This is a genomic window from Shinella sumterensis, assembly GCF_004514425.2.
Taxonomy (GTDB): domain Bacteria; phylum Pseudomonadota; class Alphaproteobacteria; order Rhizobiales; family Rhizobiaceae; genus Shinella; species Shinella sumterensis.
The window spans coordinates 119,681-138,678 of the sequence record NZ_MYFN02000006.1; the positions used below are offsets into that span (position 1 = coordinate 119,681).

The window sequence follows — 18,998 nt, forward strand, 5'->3', positions numbered from 1 at the left end:
ATCTGCCTTCCTCTCCCGTTCGTCAGGCCGCACCCTGTTTGGCGAGGCCGGCCAATTGCGTCATGACCTGTGCGGCGCCCGTGAGGCGCCGTTCCGGAGTCGGATAATCGCGCGACAGGAAGAGGCTCTGGTCCGGCCTGATCTTCGCAAGCGTGCCCTGCTTGGCGATATAGCCGACAAGTGCCGCCGGGTTCGGGAACTCCTTGTTGCGGAACTGGACGACGACGCCCTTGGGACCGGCATCCAGCTTTTCGACATTCGCCACGCGGCACAGCGACTTGATGTAGACGATCTTCAGAAGGTGCTGGACCTCGATGGGCAGAGGACCGAAACGGTCGATCATTTCCGCACCGAAGGCATCGATATCGGCAAGCTCGGTGATCTCGCCGAGGCGACGATACAGGCCGAGGCGCAGATGCAGGTCCGGCACGTAATCGTCCGGGATCATGACGGGTGTGCCGACGGAGATCTGCGGTGACCATCCGCTGTCGGCGACTTCCTCGTCGCCCTTAATCTCTGCGACCGCCTCCTCCAGCATCTGCTGGTACAGTTCGAAGCCGACTTCCTTGATATGGCCGGACTGCTCCTCGCCGAGCAGGTTTCCGGCGCCGCGGATATCGAGGTCGTGGCTAGCCAGCTGGAAGCCCGCACCGAGCGTATCCAGCGATTGCAGCACCTTCAGCCGCCGTTCCGCCGTGCCCGTCAGCGTGCGGTTGACCGGCAGCGTAAGCAGAGCGAAGGCGCGCACCTTGGAACGTCCGACGCGGCCGCGCAGCTGGTAGAGTTGGGCGAGGCCGAACATGTCGGCGCGATGGATGATCATCGTGTTCGCCGTCGGCACGTCGAGGCCCGACTCGACTATGGTGGTTGAGAGCAGCACATCGTAGCGGCCTTCGTAGAAGGCGTTCATGATGTCCTCCAGCTCGGTGGCCGGCATCTGGCCATGGGCGACCGCGACCTTCAGCTCCGGCACGTCCTGGCGCAGGAAATCGTGGATCTCCGAAAGGTCGCTCAGGCGCGGGCAGACGTAAAAACTCTGGCCGCCGCGGTAATGCTCGCGCATCAGCGTTTCGCGGATGACGAGCGGGTCGAAGGGCGAGATGAAGGTGCGCACGGCCATGCGGTCGACCGGCGGCGTGGTGATGAGCGAAAGCTCGCGTACACCCGTCATGGCGAGCTGCAGGGTGCGCGGGATCGGCGTGGCGGAGAGCGTCAGCACATGCACGTCGCTCTTCAGCTCCTTCAGCCGTTCCTTGTGCTTCACGCCGAAATGCTGCTCCTCGTCGATGATCAGCAGGCCGAGATTGGCGAACTTGATCGACGAGCCGAGCAGCGCATGGGTGCCGACGACGATATCCGTCTTGCCCTCGGCCAGTTCCTTCTTCGTCAGCGCCAGTTCCTTGGAGCCGACGAGGCGCGAAGCCTGCTGTACGCGGATGGGCAGGCCACGGAAGCGGTCGGAGAAGGTCTTGAAATGCTGGCGGGCGAGCAGCGTCGTCGGCACGACGACGGCGACCTGCACACCGTTCATGGCCGCGATGAAGGCCGCGCGGAGCGCCACTTCGGTCTTGCCGAAGCCGACATCGCCGCAGACGAGGCGATCCATGGGACGGCCGGCGCCCAGATCGTCGCGAACGGCATCGATGGCGTTCGCCTGATCGTCGGTCTCGTCATAGGGGAAGCGTGCGGCGAACTCGTCATAGACACCTTCCGGCGTGCTCAGCACCGGCGCATGGCGCACGAGGCGCGCGGCGGCGATCTGGATGAGCCCGCCGGCCATGTCGAGCAGGCGCTTCTTGAGCTTGGCCTTGCGCGCCTGCCAGGCGATACCGCCAAGCTTGTCGAGCAGCGCATCGGTACCCTCGCCGCCATAGCGCGACAGGAGATCGATGTTTTCGACGGGCAGGAAGAGTTTCGCGTCGTCGGCATAGACCAGTTCGAGACAGGCATGCGGCGCGCCGGCGGCCTCGATGGTGCGAAGACCCACGAACCGGCCGATGCCATGCTCGGCATGCACGACGATCGAGCCTTCGTCGAGGCCGGCAACCTCGGTGAGGAAATCCGCGCCGCGCTTGCGCCGCTTGGCGCGCCGCACCATGCGGTCGCCCAGAATATCCTGCTCGCCGATAACGACGATGTCGCCCGCTTCGAAGCCGCTTTCCAGGCTGAGAACGGCCGACGCCGCCTCGCCCGGCTTCAGCTTGCGCAGATCGGAAAACTTTTCGACCGGAACGACATTGCCAAGGCCGTGTTCGGCAAGGACCTGCAGCAGGCGGTCGAGCGAGCCTTCCGACCAGCCGGTGACCAGCACCTTGGCGCCGGACGCGCGCTTGTCGGCGATGTGTTTGACAGCCTGGTCGAAGACGTTGACGCGACCGCCGTCGGCATCCTCGCTGCCGGCCGGCCTTGCCCAGCGCTGGCCGGGCCGGGCCTCGATGGTCACGACCTGACGTGCCTCGCCTTCATGCTCGTTGAAGGGCGACAGACGAATGGCGGCGCGCTCGTCGAGTTCGCTGGCAAAGCGTTCGGCGTCGAGATAGAGCTGACCCGGCGGCACCGGCTTGTAGGGTGTCGCCTGCGCCACCTGCCCCTTGCCGGGCGTGGCGGAGGCAAGGCGCGCATCGTAATAATCGCGCACGAGGCGCGAACGCTCGACGGCAGCCTCACGTACGGTGTGGTCCGTGACGATACGGAAGCCGGCGAGATAGTCGAAGGTGGTTTCCAGCTCGCCGTAGAACAGCGGCAGCCAGTGTTCCATGCCGGCATAACGCCTGCCCTCGGAGACGGCCTGGTAGAGCGCGTCGTCGCGCGTGGCGGCACCGAAGGACGACAGGTACTGCTTGCGGAAATGCGAAATCGTCTCCGGCGTCAGCGTCACTTCGCTCATGGGATTGAGGTCGAGCGAGCGGGCCTGCCCCGTCGTGCGCTGGCTCGTCGGATCGAAGGAGCGGATGCTTTCGAGCGTATCGCCGAAGAAATCGAGGCGCACGGGCTCCAGACTGCCGGGCACGAAAACGTCGAGGATGCCGCCGCGAACGGCGAATTCGCCCACCTCGCGCACAGTCGCGACACGGTCGAAACCGTTGCGCTCCAGCCGCGCGGCGATGTCGTCCATGCGGACCTGCTGACCGGGCTTGGCGGAGAAGGCGAGGCTTTCGATGATCGCGCGCGGCGCCGTCTTCTGCAACATGGCATTGACGGTGACGAGCACGATCGCCGCATGCGGCTTCTTCTGGTGGGCGATCAGCGCCGAAAGCGCCGAAAGGCGGCGGGCGGAAACATCCGCACTGGGCGAAACGCGGTCATAGGGCAGGCAGTCCCAGCCGGGCAGCGTGAGCACCGGAATGTCCGGCGCCGCAAACCCCAGCATCTGCTCCAGATCGGAAATGCGCTGGCCATCCGACAGCACATAGGCGAGCGGTCCGGACTTGCGCGCCAGATCGGCCAGAATCAGAGGCTCGACGCCCGATGGCACCGCGCCGATCGTCAGCGGCCTGTCGGCAGCCGCGATGCGTTCAGGAGAAAAGCCGGGGATCATGCGCGGTCGTCTTTGAAGAGCGGGGAAAAATCGGGGCGGTAGGCGGCGATCCGCGGAAAGAGGCCGTCGCGGAAGGCGTCGGGCACGGGTCTTTCGCCTGTGACCCACTTGATGAGGTCGTTGTCTTCTTCGGCCATGATGCGCTCCAGCTCATCCAGCTCGACATCGGACAGCGTCGCGATCTCCGCGTCGGCGAAGGCGCCGAGCACCAGATCCATTTCGCGGATACCGCGATGCCAGCAGCGGAAGAGGATGCGCTTGCGGCGCGGGTCGATATCGGCACTCGAGCGCGTCGTTCCCGTCATGATCGTCCTCGCCTTTCTGACATCGCAAAGAATTTCGCGCTTCTATAGACCGGCAAAAGCCGCTTGTCAGCCTTGCCAAAGACACCATCTCCGGCGATTTTGGCGCCCCATGAGACCCGCCCTGCTCGATCCACTCTTCGCACCGCTCTCCACGCTTCCCGGCATCGGGCCGAAGCTGGGCGAACTCTTCGCGCGCCTGCTCGGGCAGGAAAGCATCGAGGACTGCCGGGTGGTCGACCTCGTCTTCCACTTCCCGCATTCCATCGTCGACCGGCGCAACCAGCCGGGTATCGCCAATGCGCAGCAAGGCGTCATCGTCACGATCACCGGCCGCGTGGATCGCCATCAGCCGCCGCCACCGGGCAAATCCAACATGCCTTACCGCGTCTTCCTGCACGACGAGACCGGTGAACTGGCGCTCACCTTCTTCCGCGCCAAGGGGAACTGGCTGGAAAAATCGCTGCCGATCGATGAAACCGTCGTGGTGAGCGGCAAGGTCGACTGGTTCAACGGCCGCGCCTCCATGGTGCATCCGGACTATATGGCGCGGCTCGGCGAGGCCGACAGCGTGCCTTTGGTCGAGCCGGTGCACGGCCTCACCGCCGGCCTCACCTCCCGCGTGCTGCGCAAGGCGGTGGAGGCGGCGGTGGCGCGCGTGCCGCACCTGCCCGAATGGATCGATCCCGCGCTTGCGCAACGGCAGGATTTCCCCACGGCCTTCGATGCCATCCACCAGCTGCATGACCCGCGCGACGAAACCGACCTCGATCCGCAGGCGCCGGCCCGCCGCAGGCTTGCCTATGACGAATTCCTGGCCGGCCAGATTTCGCTCGCGCTGGTGCGGCAGAAGTTGCGCAAGGTCGCGGGCCGGCCGGTCATCGCGACCGGCGCTCTCAGCCGCCCGGTCATCGACGCCCTGCCCTTCTCGCTGACCAACAGCCAGCAGGCGGCGATTGGTGAGGTGCTGAAGGACATGGCCGGCGAGCAGCGCATGCTGCGGCTCCTGCAGGGCGATGTCGGCGCCGGCAAGACGGCGGTGGCGCTGATGGCGATGCTCGCGGCCGTCGAATCCGGCGGCCAGGCCGTGCTGATGGCCCCGACCGAAATCCTGGCGCGGCAGCATTTCGCGACACTGTCCAAAATGGCGGCACCGGCCGGCCTGACCATAGACGTGCTGACGGGCCGCACCAAGGGCCGCGAGCGCGATGCCATCCTGGAGCGCATCGCCTCGGGCCAAACACAGATCGTCATCGGGACGCACGCCCTTTTTCAGGACAATGTCGCCTATAAGGACCTTGTCCTGGCCGTCGTGGACGAGCAGCATCGCTTCGGCGTGCACCAGCGCCTGCGCCTGACCGCCAAGGGCATCTCGCCGCATATGCTGGTCATGACAGCCACGCCGATCCCCAGAACGCTCGTCCTGGCGGCGTTCGGCGACATGGACGTGTCGAAGCTGACGGAAAAACCGGCCGGCCGAAAACCCATCCAGACCGTCGTCGTCGCGCAGGAGCGTGTCGGCGAGATCGTGGACCGGCTGCGGGCCGCTCTTGCCGAAGGCAAGAAGGCCTACTGGATCTGCCCGCTCGTCGAGGAATCGGAAGAAAGCGACCTCATGTCCGTCGAGGAGCGGCATGCGACGCTCGCCAGCGTCTTCGGCGACGCGGCGGGTCTCGTGCATGGACGCATGGGCGGGCCGGAAAAGGACGCCGCCATGCTTGCCTTCAAGAGCGGCGAGACACGTCTTCTGGTGGCGACGACCGTCGTGGAAGTCGGCGTCGACGTGCCGGATGCCTCCATCATGGTCATCGAGCACGCCGAACGCTTCGGCCTCGCCCAGCTCCATCAGTTGCGCGGGCGCGTGGGCCGCGGCGACGAGGCGTCGAGCTGCATCCTGCTCTACAAGGGCCCGCTCAGCGAGAATGGCCGGGCGCGGCTTTCCATCCTGCGCGAAACGGAAGACGGTTTCCGCATCGCCGAGGAGGACCTGAAGCTGCGCGGCGAAGGCGAACTGCTGGGAACACGGCAGTCCGGCACGCCGGGCTTCATCGTCGCGAGCCTGGAAGCCCACGGCGACCTCCTGGAGATCGCCCGGAAGGACGCCGCCTATATCCTGGAGCGCGATCCGGAGCTGACCAGCGAGCGGGGCGAAGCGATCCGCACCCTGCTCTACCTTTACCGTCGCGACGAGGCGATCCGCTTCCTCAGGGCCGGCTGACCACAAAATCGTGATTTCGCCGATAAAGCGCGTGAGGGCATACTTCTCCCGCACAAGCGAAAAAGGAGAAATGCCATGAAGACAGTTCTCGCAGTCGCAGCAGTACTCGGGCTTTCGGCATCCGCCGCCTTCGCGGATTGCGCCGGGCACAACAAGACCACCGCGGCGGCGGATGTCGACAGGACGATCACCACCGCCAGCGTCACCACGACGGAAAAGCAATCCCGGCTTCCGGCGGATGCCGATACGATCCGCGTCGAAGACCGTACGGACGCGACCACGGAATAGGCTTTTCGTGGGCCAGCTTAAACGATGACCGCGTTCGGCCGGTATCATCCGGCCGGCACGATCGTCACCTTTAAGCCTATCCGGTTACGCCGCGGACCATCGCTGACGTCGACTGGCGCATGCCTCAGCCTTTCTTGCGATCCTTCGACTTCGTCTTGCTCTCCGGCTTCATGGCCGGAAGCAATGCGCCTTCCGGCGGCGTGACAAGGCCGACGGAGATGACGAGTTTTGCGGCGTCCTCCGCGCTCATGTCGAGCGGCACGATCTTCTCTCTTGGAATGTAAACCAGCCAGCCGGCGGTCGGGAACGGGGTCGGCGGCAGGAAGCAGGCCACCATGTCCTTGCCCATCGAGCGGAACTTGGTGGCGATCTCGCCGCGCGCATCCGTGGCCACGAAGACGATCGACCAGAGGCCCGCGCTCGGATACTCGATCATCGCCGCCTTGTTGAAGGATGTGCCCTTGTCCTTCAGAACCGTCTCGAAAATCTGCTTGAGGCTCTTGTGGACCGTGCGCACCAGTGGCGTGCGGTTGAACAGCCCGTCGCCGAACTCGACGATGGAGCGGCCGATGAGGTTCTTGCCGAGGAAGCCTATCAGCGTGATCAGTACCAGCGCGATCAGCAGACCGAAGCCGGGAATGGCGAACTGAAGGTAGCTTTCAGGATTGTAGCGCGCGGGAATATAGGGTTTGACCCAACTGTCCGCCCAGTGAATGAACGTCCAGGTCAGCCATATTGTGATGGCGATCGGCGCGCAGATGACCAGGCCGGTCAGGAAATTGTTGCGCAGCCGCGTGGGCAGCGACGGTCTCGGGAGGGGTTCGGTCATCGAATATCCAGCGTGTGGCGAGCGCGGGAGGCCGCTCAGCCATAGAATGCCGGATGATAGAAAACCGTTCCGCCTCCGTAAACCTGTGAAAACGCCGGACGCAGGAAATACCCGGGCGGCACGCCATCAAGCCACGAGGCGCGATCTGCCTCCAAGCCGACATCGGCGGGCCGCTCCGGCCTGACGGTCATTCCACCGTCACGGATTTGGCGAGGTTGCGCGGCTGGTCGACATCCGTGCCCATGAAGACGGCGGTGTGGTAGGCGAGCAGCTGGATAGGCAGCGAATAGATCATCGGTGCGATCACCTCGTCCACATCCGGCAGCACGATCGTCGCCATCGTCTCCAGCTTGGAAGCCGCGGCCCCCTTCGCATCGGTGATGAAGATGATGCGACCGCCACGGGCCGCCACTTCCTGCATGTTCGACACCGTCTTCTCGAAGAAACGGTCATGCGGGGCGATGACGATGACGGGCATGTTTTCGTCGATCAGCGCGATCGGCCCATGCTTCAGCTCACCCGCGGCATAGCCTTCGGCATGGATATAGGAGATTTCCTTGAGCTTCAGGGCGCCTTCCATGGCGAGCGGATAACTGGTGCCGCGGCCGAGATAGAGCACGTCCTTGCACTTGGAGAGATCGCGCGCCAGCTGTTCGATGGACGGCTGGATGGTGTTGAGCACGCCGGCCATGACGCGCGGCATCTCGGCGAGGTGGCGCACGAGGGCCTTTTCGTCGGCCGCCGTGAGCGTTCCGCGCGCCTTGCCGGCACCGATCGCGAGTGCGGCGAGCACCGTCAGCTGGCAGGTGAAGGCCTTGGTCGAGGCGACGCCGATCTCCGGGCCGGCGAGGATCGGAAACACGGCGTCCGATTCGCGGGCGATGCTTGATTCCCTCGTATTCACCACCGCGCCGATCTTCAGGCCATGCTCCTTGCAGTAACGCAGCGAGGCGAGCGTGTCGGCGGTCTCGCCGGACTGCGAGATGAAGAGGGCGGCGGATTCGGGGTTCAGCGGGATTTCGCGATAGCGGAACTCCGAGGCGACGTCGATCTCGACCGGCAGGCGCGCGTAACGCTCGAACCAGTACTTGCCGACGAGGCCTGCCAGATAGGCCGTGCCGCAGGCGGAAATGGCAAGGCTCGGCACCTTGGCGAAATCGATGCCGCCGGCCACCGGGCGAACCGCATGCTCCAGGAAATCGACGTAATGACCGAGCGCGTGCGAGATGGCCTCCGGCTGCTCATGGATCTCCTTCTCCATGAAGTGGCGGTGGTTGCCCTTGTCGATGAGATAAGCGGCCGCCGAGGAAACCTGCTTCGGACGTTCGACGCGGTTGCCGTCCATATCGAAGATGTGGGCGCCGTCCCGACCGAGGATCGCCCAGTCGCCGTCGACGAGATAGCTGATCTCGTTGGTGAAGGGGGCAAGCGCGATGGCGTCGGACCCCAGGAACATCTCCCCATGGCCATGGCCGATCGCCAGCGGCGGGCCGCTGCGGGCCGCCATGATGGTGGACGGATCGTCCGCGAAGATCACGGCAAGGGCATAGGCGCCGGTCACCCGTCGCAGCATGGCATGCATCGCCTCACGGCGGCCAAGGCCGTCGCGGCGATACTTCGCGAGCAGCTGGGCGACGACTTCCGTATCCGTCTGCGTGGAGAAGGTCGCGCCGTCGGCGATCAGCTCGTCCTTGAGCTCCGAGAAGTTTTCGATGATGCCGTTATGGACGACCGCGACGCCGTCCACGAAATGCGGATGGGCATTGCCTTCGGTCGGCGCGCCATGCGTGGCCCAGCGCGTGTGCGCGATGCCGATCGTACCGGCGAGCGGCTCCTCGGCAAGGCGCTTCTCCAGGTTGAACAGCTTGCCCTCGGCACGGCGACGGGCAAGCGCGCCATCGACGATGGTCGCAACGCCGGCGGAATCGTAACCCCGGTATTCAAGGCGTTTCAAGGCATCGACCAGCCGGCCCGCGACAGGCTGATTTCCGACGATACCGACAATTCCGCACATGGCCCCGCTCCGCGTTCTAGAGATGCTTCGATTGCGCTTGTCGTAGTGTTTTTTCGTCGCGGCGCAACAGACGCGCACTCACTTTCGATTGCAATCGTTAATGTGGGCGCGCCCACATGCGCATCAGCGGGCGTCCTTCTTCTTCGCGTCCTTGATCGCCTGGTTGCGCTCGCGGATCAGAACGGCCCTGCCCTCCTTGTTTTCCTGGCGCGCACGGCCGAAGGCGACAGCGTCGTCAGGCACGTCGGCGGTGATGACGCTGCCCGATGCGATATAGGCACCGTTGCCGACCGTCACGGGCGCGACGAGCGACGTGTTGGAGCCGATGAAGGCATCCGAACCGATGCGCGTGATGTGCTTGTTGATGCCGTCATAGTTACAGGTGATCGTGCCGGCACCGACATTGGTGTGCGCGCCGATAAAGGCGTCACCGATATAGCTGAGGTGATTGACCTTGGCGCCCGCGCCGACCTCGGCCTTCTTGATCTCGGTGAAATTGCCGACCTTGGAGCCATCTCCCAGCTTCGCGCCGGGCCGCAGGCGCGCATAGGGGCCGATCTCTGCATCCGCGCCGACATGCGCGCCTTCGAGATGCGAGAAGGAATGGATGACCGCGCCGCTCTCCACCGTCACGCCCGGACCGAAGACGACGTTCGGTTCGATGGTCGCATCGCGGCCGATCTCGGTGTCATAGGAAAGGAAGACCGTTTCGGGTGCGATCATCGAAACGCCCTCGATCATCATGGCGTGGCGGCGGCGCTGCTGCCAAAGCCGCTCGATGACGGCAAGCTCGGCGCGCGTGTTGCAGCCGGTCAGTTCCTCCTCGGGCGCCGCCACTGCGATGGCGCGGCCACCGGACGCACGCGCGACTTCCACGATATCGGTCAGATAGTACTCACCCTTGGCGTTTTCATTGCCGATGCGGCCGATCAGGTCGAGCGCCTTGCGACCGTCGATCGCCATCAGGCCGCCGTTGCAATAGGTGATGGCGCGTTCGGTTTCGGTTGCATCCTTGTGTTCGCGGATCGCCAGCAATTCGCCGTTTTCCACGATGAGGCGGCCGTAGCCCGTCGGATCGGCGGTCTCGAAACCGATGACGACGACATCGGCCCCGTCGGCCAGCCCTTCCCGGGCCGCGATCAACGGCGCTTCGGTGATGAGCGGGGTATCGCCGAAGACGACGAGCAGGTCGTCATAACCGCGTGCGATCGCCTCGCGGGCGGCCAGCACGGCATGTGCCGTGCCGAGGCGCTCCGTCTGGATATGCACGGTGCTTTTAACCGCCGCGTTCTTCGCCGCGGCCTCGACCTTTTCCGCGTCGCGGCCCAGCACCAGCGCGATATCGGCGATCCCGGCCCGCGCGAGCGCGTCAACGACATGGGCGATCATCGGGCGGTTGGCGACCGGATGCAGCACCTTGGACTTCGAGGACTTCATCCTCGTGCTTTCGCCGGCGGCCAGGATGACGGCCAGGCAAGTGCGCTTCGTCCGGTCTGCGGTCATGGGAATCCCTCGTTCAGGCGTCTTCGATGGCGTTCCTTAGCAAAAAGCGGTGAGAAGACACAAAAGGATTTCGCACGATCAGCTGGTGCTGCGCAGGCGGCTTTCCGTCAGCAATCCGTTTTCATCCAGGATCGGATAGGCGACCGAAACGAGGTGCGCGTTGACGCGCTTGAGGTCGCGCAGCATGTCGAGATGCAGCGAGCTCGTCTGGAGGCTGTCGAGACGGCCGTCGCGCAGGCGCTCCAGATGGCGTTCGGAAGACTGCTTTTCCATGCGGCGCACATCGACCTTGACCTCGACCAACTGGCGCGCCAGCGCGGAATCGCGCGTCACGAAGATGGTCTGGGCGATGCGCAGGTTCTCGATGGTCAGATTAAAGAGATTGGCCAGTTCCTTGTAGCCGTCCTCGGAGAATTTCAGGCCGTTGACGACCTTCTTGCGGACCTGGTCCTGCAATCCCTTCTCGATGATATCGCCGACATGTTCCAGATTGATTGCATAGTCGATGATGACGATCGACCGCGCCGCGCACTCGCCGTCGACACCCTGACGACCGAGCCGGGAAAGGTATATCTTCACCTCCTGCTGGAGGCCGTCGACCTGCCGCTCCAGATCGCCGATATCCTTGAGCGGCGCCAGATTGTTATCGTTGAAGGCGCGCATGGTGCGGATCAGCATGGCCTCGATCAGGTCGCCGACACGCAGCACCTCGCGGGTCGCGCCCGACAGCGCGACAACCGGGCTGGAGAGCGCGGAATCCTCCAGATATTTCGGCCCGCTTTCCTCCGGCTTGTCATCCGGCACCAGCTTTTCCATCAGCCGCGAGAGCGGTCCGGACAGCGGCCAGAGCACCAGCGCCACGACGAGGTTGAAGGCAAGGTGCACGTCCACCGGCAACTTGGCGGCCGGCACGGGCAGCAGCGCAAGCAGATCCGCCACCTGACCGGCGAACGGCAGGACGACGAGGCATCCCGCGCCGCGCACCAGCAGGTTCCCGAGCGTCACGCGCCGTGCGGAGGCGGCAGCCCGCAGCGTCGCGATGACCGGCGGCACGGCGCCGCCGAGATTGGCGCCCAGCACGAGGATAACCGTCAGTGCCGGCGACAGGATGCCCATCGCCGCCAGCGACAGGATGAGCACGACGACCGCAAGGCTGGAGGAGGAAATGATCGCGAGCACGGTGGAGAACGCGAGCGCCGCGGGCCATGCACCATCCAGCAGCGTCAGGAAAGCCGCGAGCGCCGGCGACTGGCGCATCGGCTCCGTCGCAAGGCTGAGAAGATGGAGCGACAGCAGCATGAGGCCGATGCCGACGAGCGCCGATCCCAGGCCCTGCCGCGCCGTCGATCCCGTGGATTTGTAGAATATGACGCCGACGAGAATGATCAGCGGCGAGATCGACTCTATCCCGGTCGCAACCAGCCAGGCCGTGACGGCGGTGCCGACATTGGCGCCGAGCAGCACGATCTGGGCCATGCGCGCGCGAACCAGGTTCTTCTCGACAAAGGAGGCGATCATCAATGCCGTCGCTGTCGAACTCTGCAGCGCGACGGTTGCCACGAAACCGGCGAAGAACGAGCGGAAGGGACCGCGCGTGCCGAGCGCCAGCCCCGAGCGCAGCTTGACGCCGAACGCCCGCGTCATGCCGTCCTTGACCAGAGCGAGGCCGAAGAGAAGCAGCGCGACGGCGCCGAAAAGGTTGATCATGACGATCGTGGATTCCACGTCTTCCGTCTCCTTGCAGCCCGGGGATTGCGGGAATAGCCGGACCGATCATGCATCCGAACACGAATCTTTCGATTATGACAGCGCAATCCGGCCTGAATCCGCTAATAATTTCAGGAAATTTTATTTTGCCGGCGAAGAATATCGACAGTGTCGCGCCGATTTGCGCCATCGGTCGATTTTGCCTGGAATTGCAGAAGTCCGCGGACTTCATTTCCCGAGAACTTTCCGTTATGAGACGTTCTCCGGCCGCATGGCCGCCGAGATGAGGAAATATAGACGATGCTCGAAGCCCTGAGACGCGCCGCCCAGACCTGGGTGGCAAAAGCCCTGCTGATCGTTCTGGTCGGTTCCTTTGCGATATGGGGCGTTTCGAGCTCGATCGTCACAGGCGCGTCCAATGCCGTCGTCACCGTCGGCGACGTCAAGGTTTCGCCGACCGATTTCCGCCTTGCCTATGAGCGGCAGGTCGCCACGATGTCGCAGCGCTTCGGCATGCGGCTGAACGCCGAGCAGGCCCGCGCCTTTGGTGTCGAGAACCAGGTCTTTGCCGAGCTCGTCGCCGGTGCGGCCCTCGACCAGCTGTCGCGCGACATGAATCTCGGCCTGTCCGAAGGCCGCCTTGCGCAGCTGATCGCCGACGATCCGGCCTTCCGCGGCGTCAACGGCCAGTTCGATCGCACCGCCTTCTCCGCCATCCTGCGCAATGCAGGCCTGCGCGAAAACGACTATATCAACAACCGCAGCCAGGTCGCGATCCGCACGCAGGTCGTCGAGGCGGTCTCGGATGGCTACAAGGCGCCTGAAACGCTTCTCGAAGCGCTGCGCCAGTACCGCGGCGAGGCCCGCTCGATCGATTACCTCATCCTGACCAATGCCAATATCGATCCGGTCAAGGCGCCGGGCGACGACGTGCTGGCGCCGTGGTTCGAAGAAAACAAGGCAAAGTACCGCGCGCCTGAATACCGCAAATTCGTCTACGTCTCGCTCGAGCCGAAGGACATCATGGACACGGCGGCCATTACCGATGAAGCGGTGAAGGCCGATTACGACAAGAACGTCGCCAAGTACCGCACCCCTGCGACGCGCACCATCGAACAGCTGAGCTTCGCCGACCGTGCAGCGGCCGACGCTGCCGCCGCCAAGCTGGCAGCCGGCACGACCTTCGACGCCCTCATCGCCGAAGAAGGCAAGACAGCCGCAGACGTTCTGCTCGGCGACTTCACGGAAGCCAGCGTGCCTGACCAGAAGCTTGCCGCGCCCGCCTTCGCGGTGGCCGCCGATGGCGGCACGACGCCTGTCATCGACGGCACGTTCGGCCCGATCATCCTGCGAGTCACGAACATCCGCCCGGAAACCGTCAAGAGCTTCGACGAGGTCAAGGAAGACCTGCGCAACGAGCTTGCACTCAACGAGGCGGCCCAGGGCATCCTCGCCGTGCACGACCGCATCGAGGACAGCCGCGCCGATGGCATGACGCTGGCGGAAGCCGCTGCCAAGAACAACCTCAAGGCCGTGACGGTCGAGGCCGCCGATGCGCAGGGCAATGACGACAAGGGCGAAGAGATCACCGGCATTCCGGAAAAGGCCGCGCTGATCGGCGAGGTCTTCAAGACCGATGTCGGCATGGAGACGTCGCCGGTCAATATCGGCCGCGAGGGCTACGCCTGGTTCGAAGTGCTCGATATCGTGCCGGAGCGCGACCGCACGCTGGACGAGGTCCGCGACCGCGTCGTCGCCGACTGGACGGCAGAACAGCAGCGCCAGGCGCTCGGCAAGAAGGCCGAAGAGCTGGCCGAGCGCGTGCGCAAGGGCGGCGATCTCGCCGCGATCGCGGCCGAACTCGGCATGGTCGTCGAGACGAAGGCGGGCCTGCATCGCGGCGCGCAGGATGCCGTCCTGAGCCCGCCGGCCGTTGCCGCTGCTTTCGGCGGCCCGGTCGGCCACGTCGCCAACACGCCCGGCGTCGACGGTGAAGGCCAGATCCTTCTGAAGGTGACCGAGGTCAATACCGACGCGACCACCGACGCGCTGTCCGATGACGCGCAGCAGATCGCGGCCGTTGCCCGGGTCAGCGGCGACGACATCCTCGACCAGATGGTCAGCGCGCTGCAGACCTCCTATGGCGTCTCCATCAACCGGACGCTCGCCGAACAGAGCATCACGCGCTGAGGGAGACGCAGCCGCATGTCCGACCTGAAACCCTATATCGCCAAGGTCGCCGCCGGCGCCTCCCTTGACCGCGAGGAAGCGCGCGGCGCGTTCGAGATCATCATGTCGGGCGCGGCCACGCCATCGCAGATCGGCGGTTTCCTCATGGCGCTGCGCGTGCGTGGCGAGACCGTGGACGAGATCTATGGCGCAGTCGGTTCGATGCGGGCGCGCATGCTGCCGGTGGACGTGCCGGCCGATGCGATCGACATCGTCGGCACGGGCGGCGATGGCGCCGGCACCTACAACATCTCGACGCTCGCGGCGATCATCGTGGCGGGCGCGGGCGTGCATGTCGCCAAGCACGGCAACCGCGCGCTCAGCTCCAAATCGGGCACGGCGGACGCCCTCTCCTGCCTCGGCGTAAAGCTCGATATCGGTCCGGCCGATATTGCGCGGTGCGTGCACGATGCCGGCCTCGGCTTCATGTTCGCCCAGCTGCATCATCCGGCGATGAAGCATGTCGGCCCCTCCCGCGTCGAACTGGGAACGCGCACGATCTTCAACCTGCTCGGCCCGCTTTCCAATCCCGGCGGCGTGAAGCGCCAGTTGCTCGGTGTCTTCTCTCCCCAGTGGCTGCTGCCGCTGGCCGAAGTCATGCGCGATCTCGGTTCGGAAAGCCTGTGGGTCGTGCACGGCGAAGGGCTGGACGAGATCACGACGACCGGCACCACCCAGGTCGCGGCCCTGGAAGGCGGAAAGATCCGTACCTTCGAACTGACGCCCGCCGATTTCGGGCTGCCGCAGGTGACGCTCGACGATCTGCGCGGCGGTGACGGCGCGCACAATGCCGCGGCCCTGCTCTCCGTGCTCGGCGGCGCGCACATGCCCTATCGTGACATCTCGCTCGCCAATGCCGCCGCCTCGCTCGTCGTCGCCGGCAAGGCCGAAACGCTGGCGGACGGCATGAAACTCGCCACCGAATCGCTCGAAAGCGGCCGCGCACGTGCTGCCCTGGAACGACTCGTCACGGTTTCCAACGAAGCCGCGGCGGGTTAGGATTGCTCATGACCGATATCCTGAAGAAGATCGAAGCCTACAAGCTGGACGAAATCGCCGCCGCCAAGGCGCGCGTGGCACCGGCCGAGCTTCGCGCCCGCATCCGCGACCAGGAACCGCCGCGCGGTTTCTTTGCCAGTCTAAAGAGCAAGAAGGCACAAGGTCAGTTCGGCCTGATTGCGGAAATCAAGAAGGCCAGCCCTTCCAAGGGCCTCATCCGCCCGGATTTCGATCCGCCGGCGCTTGCCAGGGCCTATGAGGCCGGCGGTGCGGCCTGCCTTTCCGTGCTGACCGACACGCCGAGTTTTCAGGGCGCGCCGGAATTCCTGACGGCCGCGCGCGACGCCTGTGCACTGCCGGCGCTGCGCAAGGACTTCATGTTCGACAGCTACCAGATGCTGGAAGCGCGCGCCTGGGGTGCCGACTGCATCCTGCTCATCATGGCCTCTCTCGACGACGACACGGCGAAGATGCTGGAAGACTCCGCCTTTTCGCTCGGCATGGATGTCCTGATCGAGGTGCATGACGAAGCGGAAATGGAGCGCGCTCTCAAGCTGAAATCCAAGCTCGTCGGCATCAACAACCGCAACCTGCGCACCTTCGCGGTCGATCTCGCCGTTTCTGAAAAGCTGGCCGGCATGGTGCCCGAGGACCGGCTGCTCGTGGGCGAAAGCGGCGTGTTTACCCATGCCGATTGCCAGCGCCTCGCCAAGGTCGGCATCTCCACCTTCCTCGTCGGCGAAAGCCTGATGCGCAAGGATGACGTCACGGCGGCAACGCACGAACTGCTGACCGGCTCCGCCGACATGCTGGCGGCGGAATGATGGGCGACGACGCCCGCACCCTCACCCATATCGACGCCGCCGGCGAAGCCCATATGGTCGATGTCGGCGACAAGGCGGAAACCGTGCGGATAGCCGTGGCGGAAGGTTTCGTGCGTATGCTGCCCGCTACGCTCGACCTCATTCTCAAGGGCGATGCGAAGAAGGGCGACGTCATCGGCACGGCGCGCCTCGCCGGCATCATGGCCGCCAAGCAGACGTCCAGCCTCATTCCGCTCTGCCACCCGCTGATGCTCAGCAAGGTTTCCGTGGAAATCCGCGAGGACCACGCCCTGCCCGGCCTGCGCATCGAGGCCATGGCCAAGCTCACCGGCCGTACCGGCGTGGAGATGGAGGCGCTGACCGCCGTCAGCGTCGCGTGCCTGACCATCTATGACATGGCAAAGGCGGTCGACCGCGAGATGGAAATCGGCGGCATTCGCCTCGTCGAAAAATCCGGCGGCCGTTCCGGCGACTACAAGCGCAGGGACGGCTGATGTCCCTTCTTCCCGTTGCCGACGCCCTCGACCGCCTGCTGTCCGCGGCCAGGCCGCTGCAGCGGACGGAGAGCGTCCGGCTCCACGGCGCCGCAGGACGCGTGCTGGCCGACGATGTCGCCGCCCGCCTCACCCAGCCGCCTTTCGACAATTCGGCGATGGACGGTTATGCCGTCCGCCATGCCGACATCGCGGAGATCGGATCGGTTCTCAGGGTCGCCGGCCTGTCCTCCGCCGGTCACGCTTTCGACGGCACGGCCGGCCCGGGGGAAGCGGTGCGCATCTTCACCGGCGCGCCGCTCCCGGCCTTCGCCGATACGGTCATCCTTCAGGAGGACACCGAGCGCCTCGAAGACAACCGTATCCGCACGACGTTCCTCACGCCGAAGGGCCGCCATATCCGCCCGCGGGGGCAGGATTTCACAGCGGGCGAGGTTGTGCTGAAAGCCGGCCAGGTGCTGGATGCCGGCCGGCTGACCGTTGCGGCAGCCATGAACCACCCAAACCTGTCCGTCTATGCGCGCCCGCGGGTCGCGATCCTTGCGACGGGCGACGAACTCGTGCCGCCGGGAGAAACGCCCGGTGCAAGCCAGATCATCGCCTCCAACAGCTTCGGCGTCGCGGCCATCGCGCGCGAAGCCGGCGCAGAGGTGATAGACCTGGGCATCGTGAGAGACGACAAGCAGGCCATATTGGATGCCGTGCGCCGGGCACTGGAAACGGACATCGACGTGCTGGTGACGCTCGGTGGCGCATCCGTCGGCGATTTCGATCTCGTTCAGCCCGTGCTCGGCGAGGCCGGCATGGCATTGGATTTCTGGCGCATCGCCATGCGCCCGGGCAAGCCGCTGATGGTCGGCCGCCTCGGCGATATCCAGGTGGTCGGCCTGCCCGGCAATCCCGTCTCCAGCCTTGTCTGTTCCTATCTCTATCTGGAGCCGCTGGTCCGCAAACTCGCGCGCCTGCCCGCGATGAACCGGCTGCGCCAGGCCGCCGCCGCCGTGCCGCTCAAGCAGAACGACCGCCGGCAGGATTACATTCGTGCGCGACTTCAGCGCGGCTCGGACGGCGGTCTCTTGGTCACGCCCTTCGAAAAGCAGGATTCATCGATGATGAAGATCTTCGCCGAATCCGAAGGGTTGCTGATCCGCCCGCCGCATGCGCCGGCAGAGGAACCCGGCGCGCTCTGCGACGTCCTCGTTCTCAGGGAACCGGCAGCCTGAACGGTATTATTGTGCCCGCAGGCCCTTGCGGAACACATGTGGAACGGATAGTGTCTGTTCTGGATTTGTTTCACGATTCTCGCTGGAGAGGCCATGCTGACGCGCAAACAACAGGAACTGCTCCTGTTCATTCACGAGCGTATGAAGGAATCCGGCATTCCTCCGTCTTTCGACGAGATGAAGGATGCACTGGATCTTGCCTCGAAGTCGGGCATCCACCGCCTCATCACGGCGCTCGAGGAACGGGGCTTCATCCGCCGCCTGCCGAATCGGGCCCGCGCGCTCGAGGTGATCAAGCTTCCGGAGGCCTATTCGCCAAGCCTCCAGCCGCGCCGCGGATTTTCGCCGTCGGTCATCGAAGGCAGCCTCGGCAAGCAGCCCCCCGCCGTGACGCCATCCAAACCCGTGGCACCGCAGACGACCATGTCGTCGTCCGTGTCCGTTCCGGTCATGGGCCGTATCGCCGCCGGTGTTCCGATCTCGGCCATCCAGAACAACACGCACGAGATCACCGTCCCGGCCGAAATGATCGGCAACGGCGATCACTATGCGCTGGAGGTCAAGGGCGATTCGATGATCGAGGCCGGCATTCTCGATGGCGACACGGTCATCATCCGCAATGCCAGCACCGCCAATCCCGGTGAAATCATCGTTGCTCTCGTCGATGACGAAGAGGCGACGCTGAAGCGCTTCCGCCGCAAGGGCGCGTCCATCGCACTTGAAGCCGCGAACCCGGCTTATGAGACCCGGATCTTCGGCCCCGACCGAGTCAAGATCCAGGGCAAGCTCGTCGGGCTTATCCGACGGTATCACTGAGCGGCGTTGGACAG

Annotated in this window: 14 protein-coding genes; 8 read left to right on the forward strand and 6 right to left on the reverse strand. The window is 64.9% G+C overall.

Translation table 11 applies throughout. From position 1 onward, the window contains the following. Positions 1 to 22 precede the first annotated feature (22 nt). Both mfd and B5M41_RS13265 read right to left on the reverse strand, forming a co-directional pair. Entirely contained in the window at positions 23 to 3,538 is a 3,516-nt protein-coding gene (gene mfd, locus B5M41_RS13260; RefSeq protein ID WP_134649162.1) for a transcription-repair coupling factor, read from the reverse strand. Beyond that, a complete protein-coding gene (locus B5M41_RS13265; RefSeq protein WP_134649161.1) occupies positions 3,535 to 3,843 on the reverse strand; it encodes an FAD assembly factor SdhE in 309 nt (102 codons plus the stop codon). Before B5M41_RS13265 ends, mfd begins: the two co-directional genes overlap by 4 nt. A 109-nt stretch (positions 3,844 to 3,952) precedes the next feature. Between B5M41_RS13265 and recG the strand changes: the two genes are divergently transcribed. Together recG and B5M41_RS13275 are read left to right on the forward strand one after the other, a co-directional pair. Next, complete coding sequence (gene recG, locus B5M41_RS13270) at positions 3,953 to 6,058, forward strand: ATP-dependent DNA helicase RecG (protein ID WP_134649160.1); 2,106 nt, start codon at positions 3,953 to 3,955, stop codon at positions 6,056 to 6,058. 75 nt (positions 6,059 to 6,133) lie between these two features. After that, entirely contained in the window at positions 6,134 to 6,346 is a 213-nt protein-coding gene (locus B5M41_RS13275; RefSeq protein ID WP_134649159.1) for a hypothetical protein, read from the forward strand. Between the two features lie 124 nt (positions 6,347 to 6,470). Here B5M41_RS13275 and B5M41_RS13280 read toward each other — a convergent pair whose 3' ends face one another. The 4 genes from B5M41_RS13280 to B5M41_RS13295 form a co-directional block, all read right to left on the reverse strand. Further along, positions 6,471 to 7,175: a DUF502 domain-containing protein gene (locus B5M41_RS13280; RefSeq protein ID WP_134649158.1), complete on the reverse strand. Its 705-nt coding sequence runs from the start codon at positions 7,173 to 7,175 to the stop codon at positions 6,471 to 6,473. A gap of 187 nt (positions 7,176 to 7,362) precedes the next feature. After that, a complete protein-coding gene (gene glmS, locus B5M41_RS13285) occupies positions 7,363 to 9,189 on the reverse strand; it encodes a glutamine--fructose-6-phosphate transaminase (isomerizing) (protein WP_134649157.1) in 1,827 nt (608 codons plus the stop codon). 123 nt (positions 9,190 to 9,312) lie between these two features. Next, positions 9,313 to 10,692, reverse strand: a complete 1,380-nt coding sequence (gene glmU / locus B5M41_RS13290) for a bifunctional UDP-N-acetylglucosamine diphosphorylase/glucosamine-1-phosphate N-acetyltransferase GlmU (RefSeq protein ID WP_134649156.1) — start codon at positions 10,690 to 10,692, stop codon at positions 9,313 to 9,315. Positions 10,693 to 10,770: 78 nt separating this feature from the next. Then, on the reverse strand, positions 10,771 to 12,417 hold the full coding sequence (locus B5M41_RS13295) for a Na/Pi cotransporter family protein (protein WP_134649155.1): 1,647 nt from the start codon (positions 12,415 to 12,417) through the stop codon (positions 10,771 to 10,773). A gap of 282 nt (positions 12,418 to 12,699) precedes the next feature. Between B5M41_RS13295 and B5M41_RS13300 the strand changes: the two genes are divergently transcribed. The 6 genes from B5M41_RS13300 to lexA all read left to right on the forward strand — a co-directional run bounded on the left by B5M41_RS13300 (position 12,700) and on the right by lexA (position 18,984). After that, positions 12,700 to 14,589, forward strand: a complete 1,890-nt coding sequence (locus B5M41_RS13300) for a peptidylprolyl isomerase (protein WP_134649154.1) — start codon at positions 12,700 to 12,702, stop codon at positions 14,587 to 14,589. 15 nt (positions 14,590 to 14,604) lie between these two features. Next, the gene (gene trpD / locus B5M41_RS13305; protein ID WP_134649153.1) at positions 14,605 to 15,627 is read left to right on the forward strand and encodes an anthranilate phosphoribosyltransferase; all 1,023 of its coding nucleotides are present in this window, start codon (positions 14,605 to 14,607) and stop codon (positions 15,625 to 15,627) included. A gap of 8 nt (positions 15,628 to 15,635) precedes the next feature. After that, positions 15,636 to 16,451, forward strand: coding sequence for an indole-3-glycerol phosphate synthase TrpC (gene trpC, locus B5M41_RS13310; RefSeq protein WP_134649152.1), 816 nt, complete (start codon positions 15,636 to 15,638; stop codon positions 16,449 to 16,451). Beyond that, entirely contained in the window at positions 16,451 to 16,945 is a 495-nt protein-coding gene (moaC, locus tag B5M41_RS13315; RefSeq protein ID WP_134649246.1) for a cyclic pyranopterin monophosphate synthase MoaC, read from the forward strand. Before trpC ends, moaC begins: the two co-directional genes overlap by 1 nt. Further along, complete coding sequence (locus B5M41_RS13320) at positions 16,945 to 18,168, forward strand: molybdopterin molybdotransferase MoeA (protein ID WP_134649151.1); 1,224 nt, start codon at positions 16,945 to 16,947, stop codon at positions 18,166 to 18,168. Before moaC ends, B5M41_RS13320 begins: the two co-directional genes overlap by 1 nt. 93 nt (positions 18,169 to 18,261) lie before the next feature. Further along, positions 18,262 to 18,984, forward strand: a complete 723-nt coding sequence (gene lexA / locus B5M41_RS13325) for a transcriptional repressor LexA (RefSeq protein ID WP_134649150.1) — start codon at positions 18,262 to 18,264, stop codon at positions 18,982 to 18,984. Positions 18,985 to 18,998 lie beyond the last annotated feature (14 nt).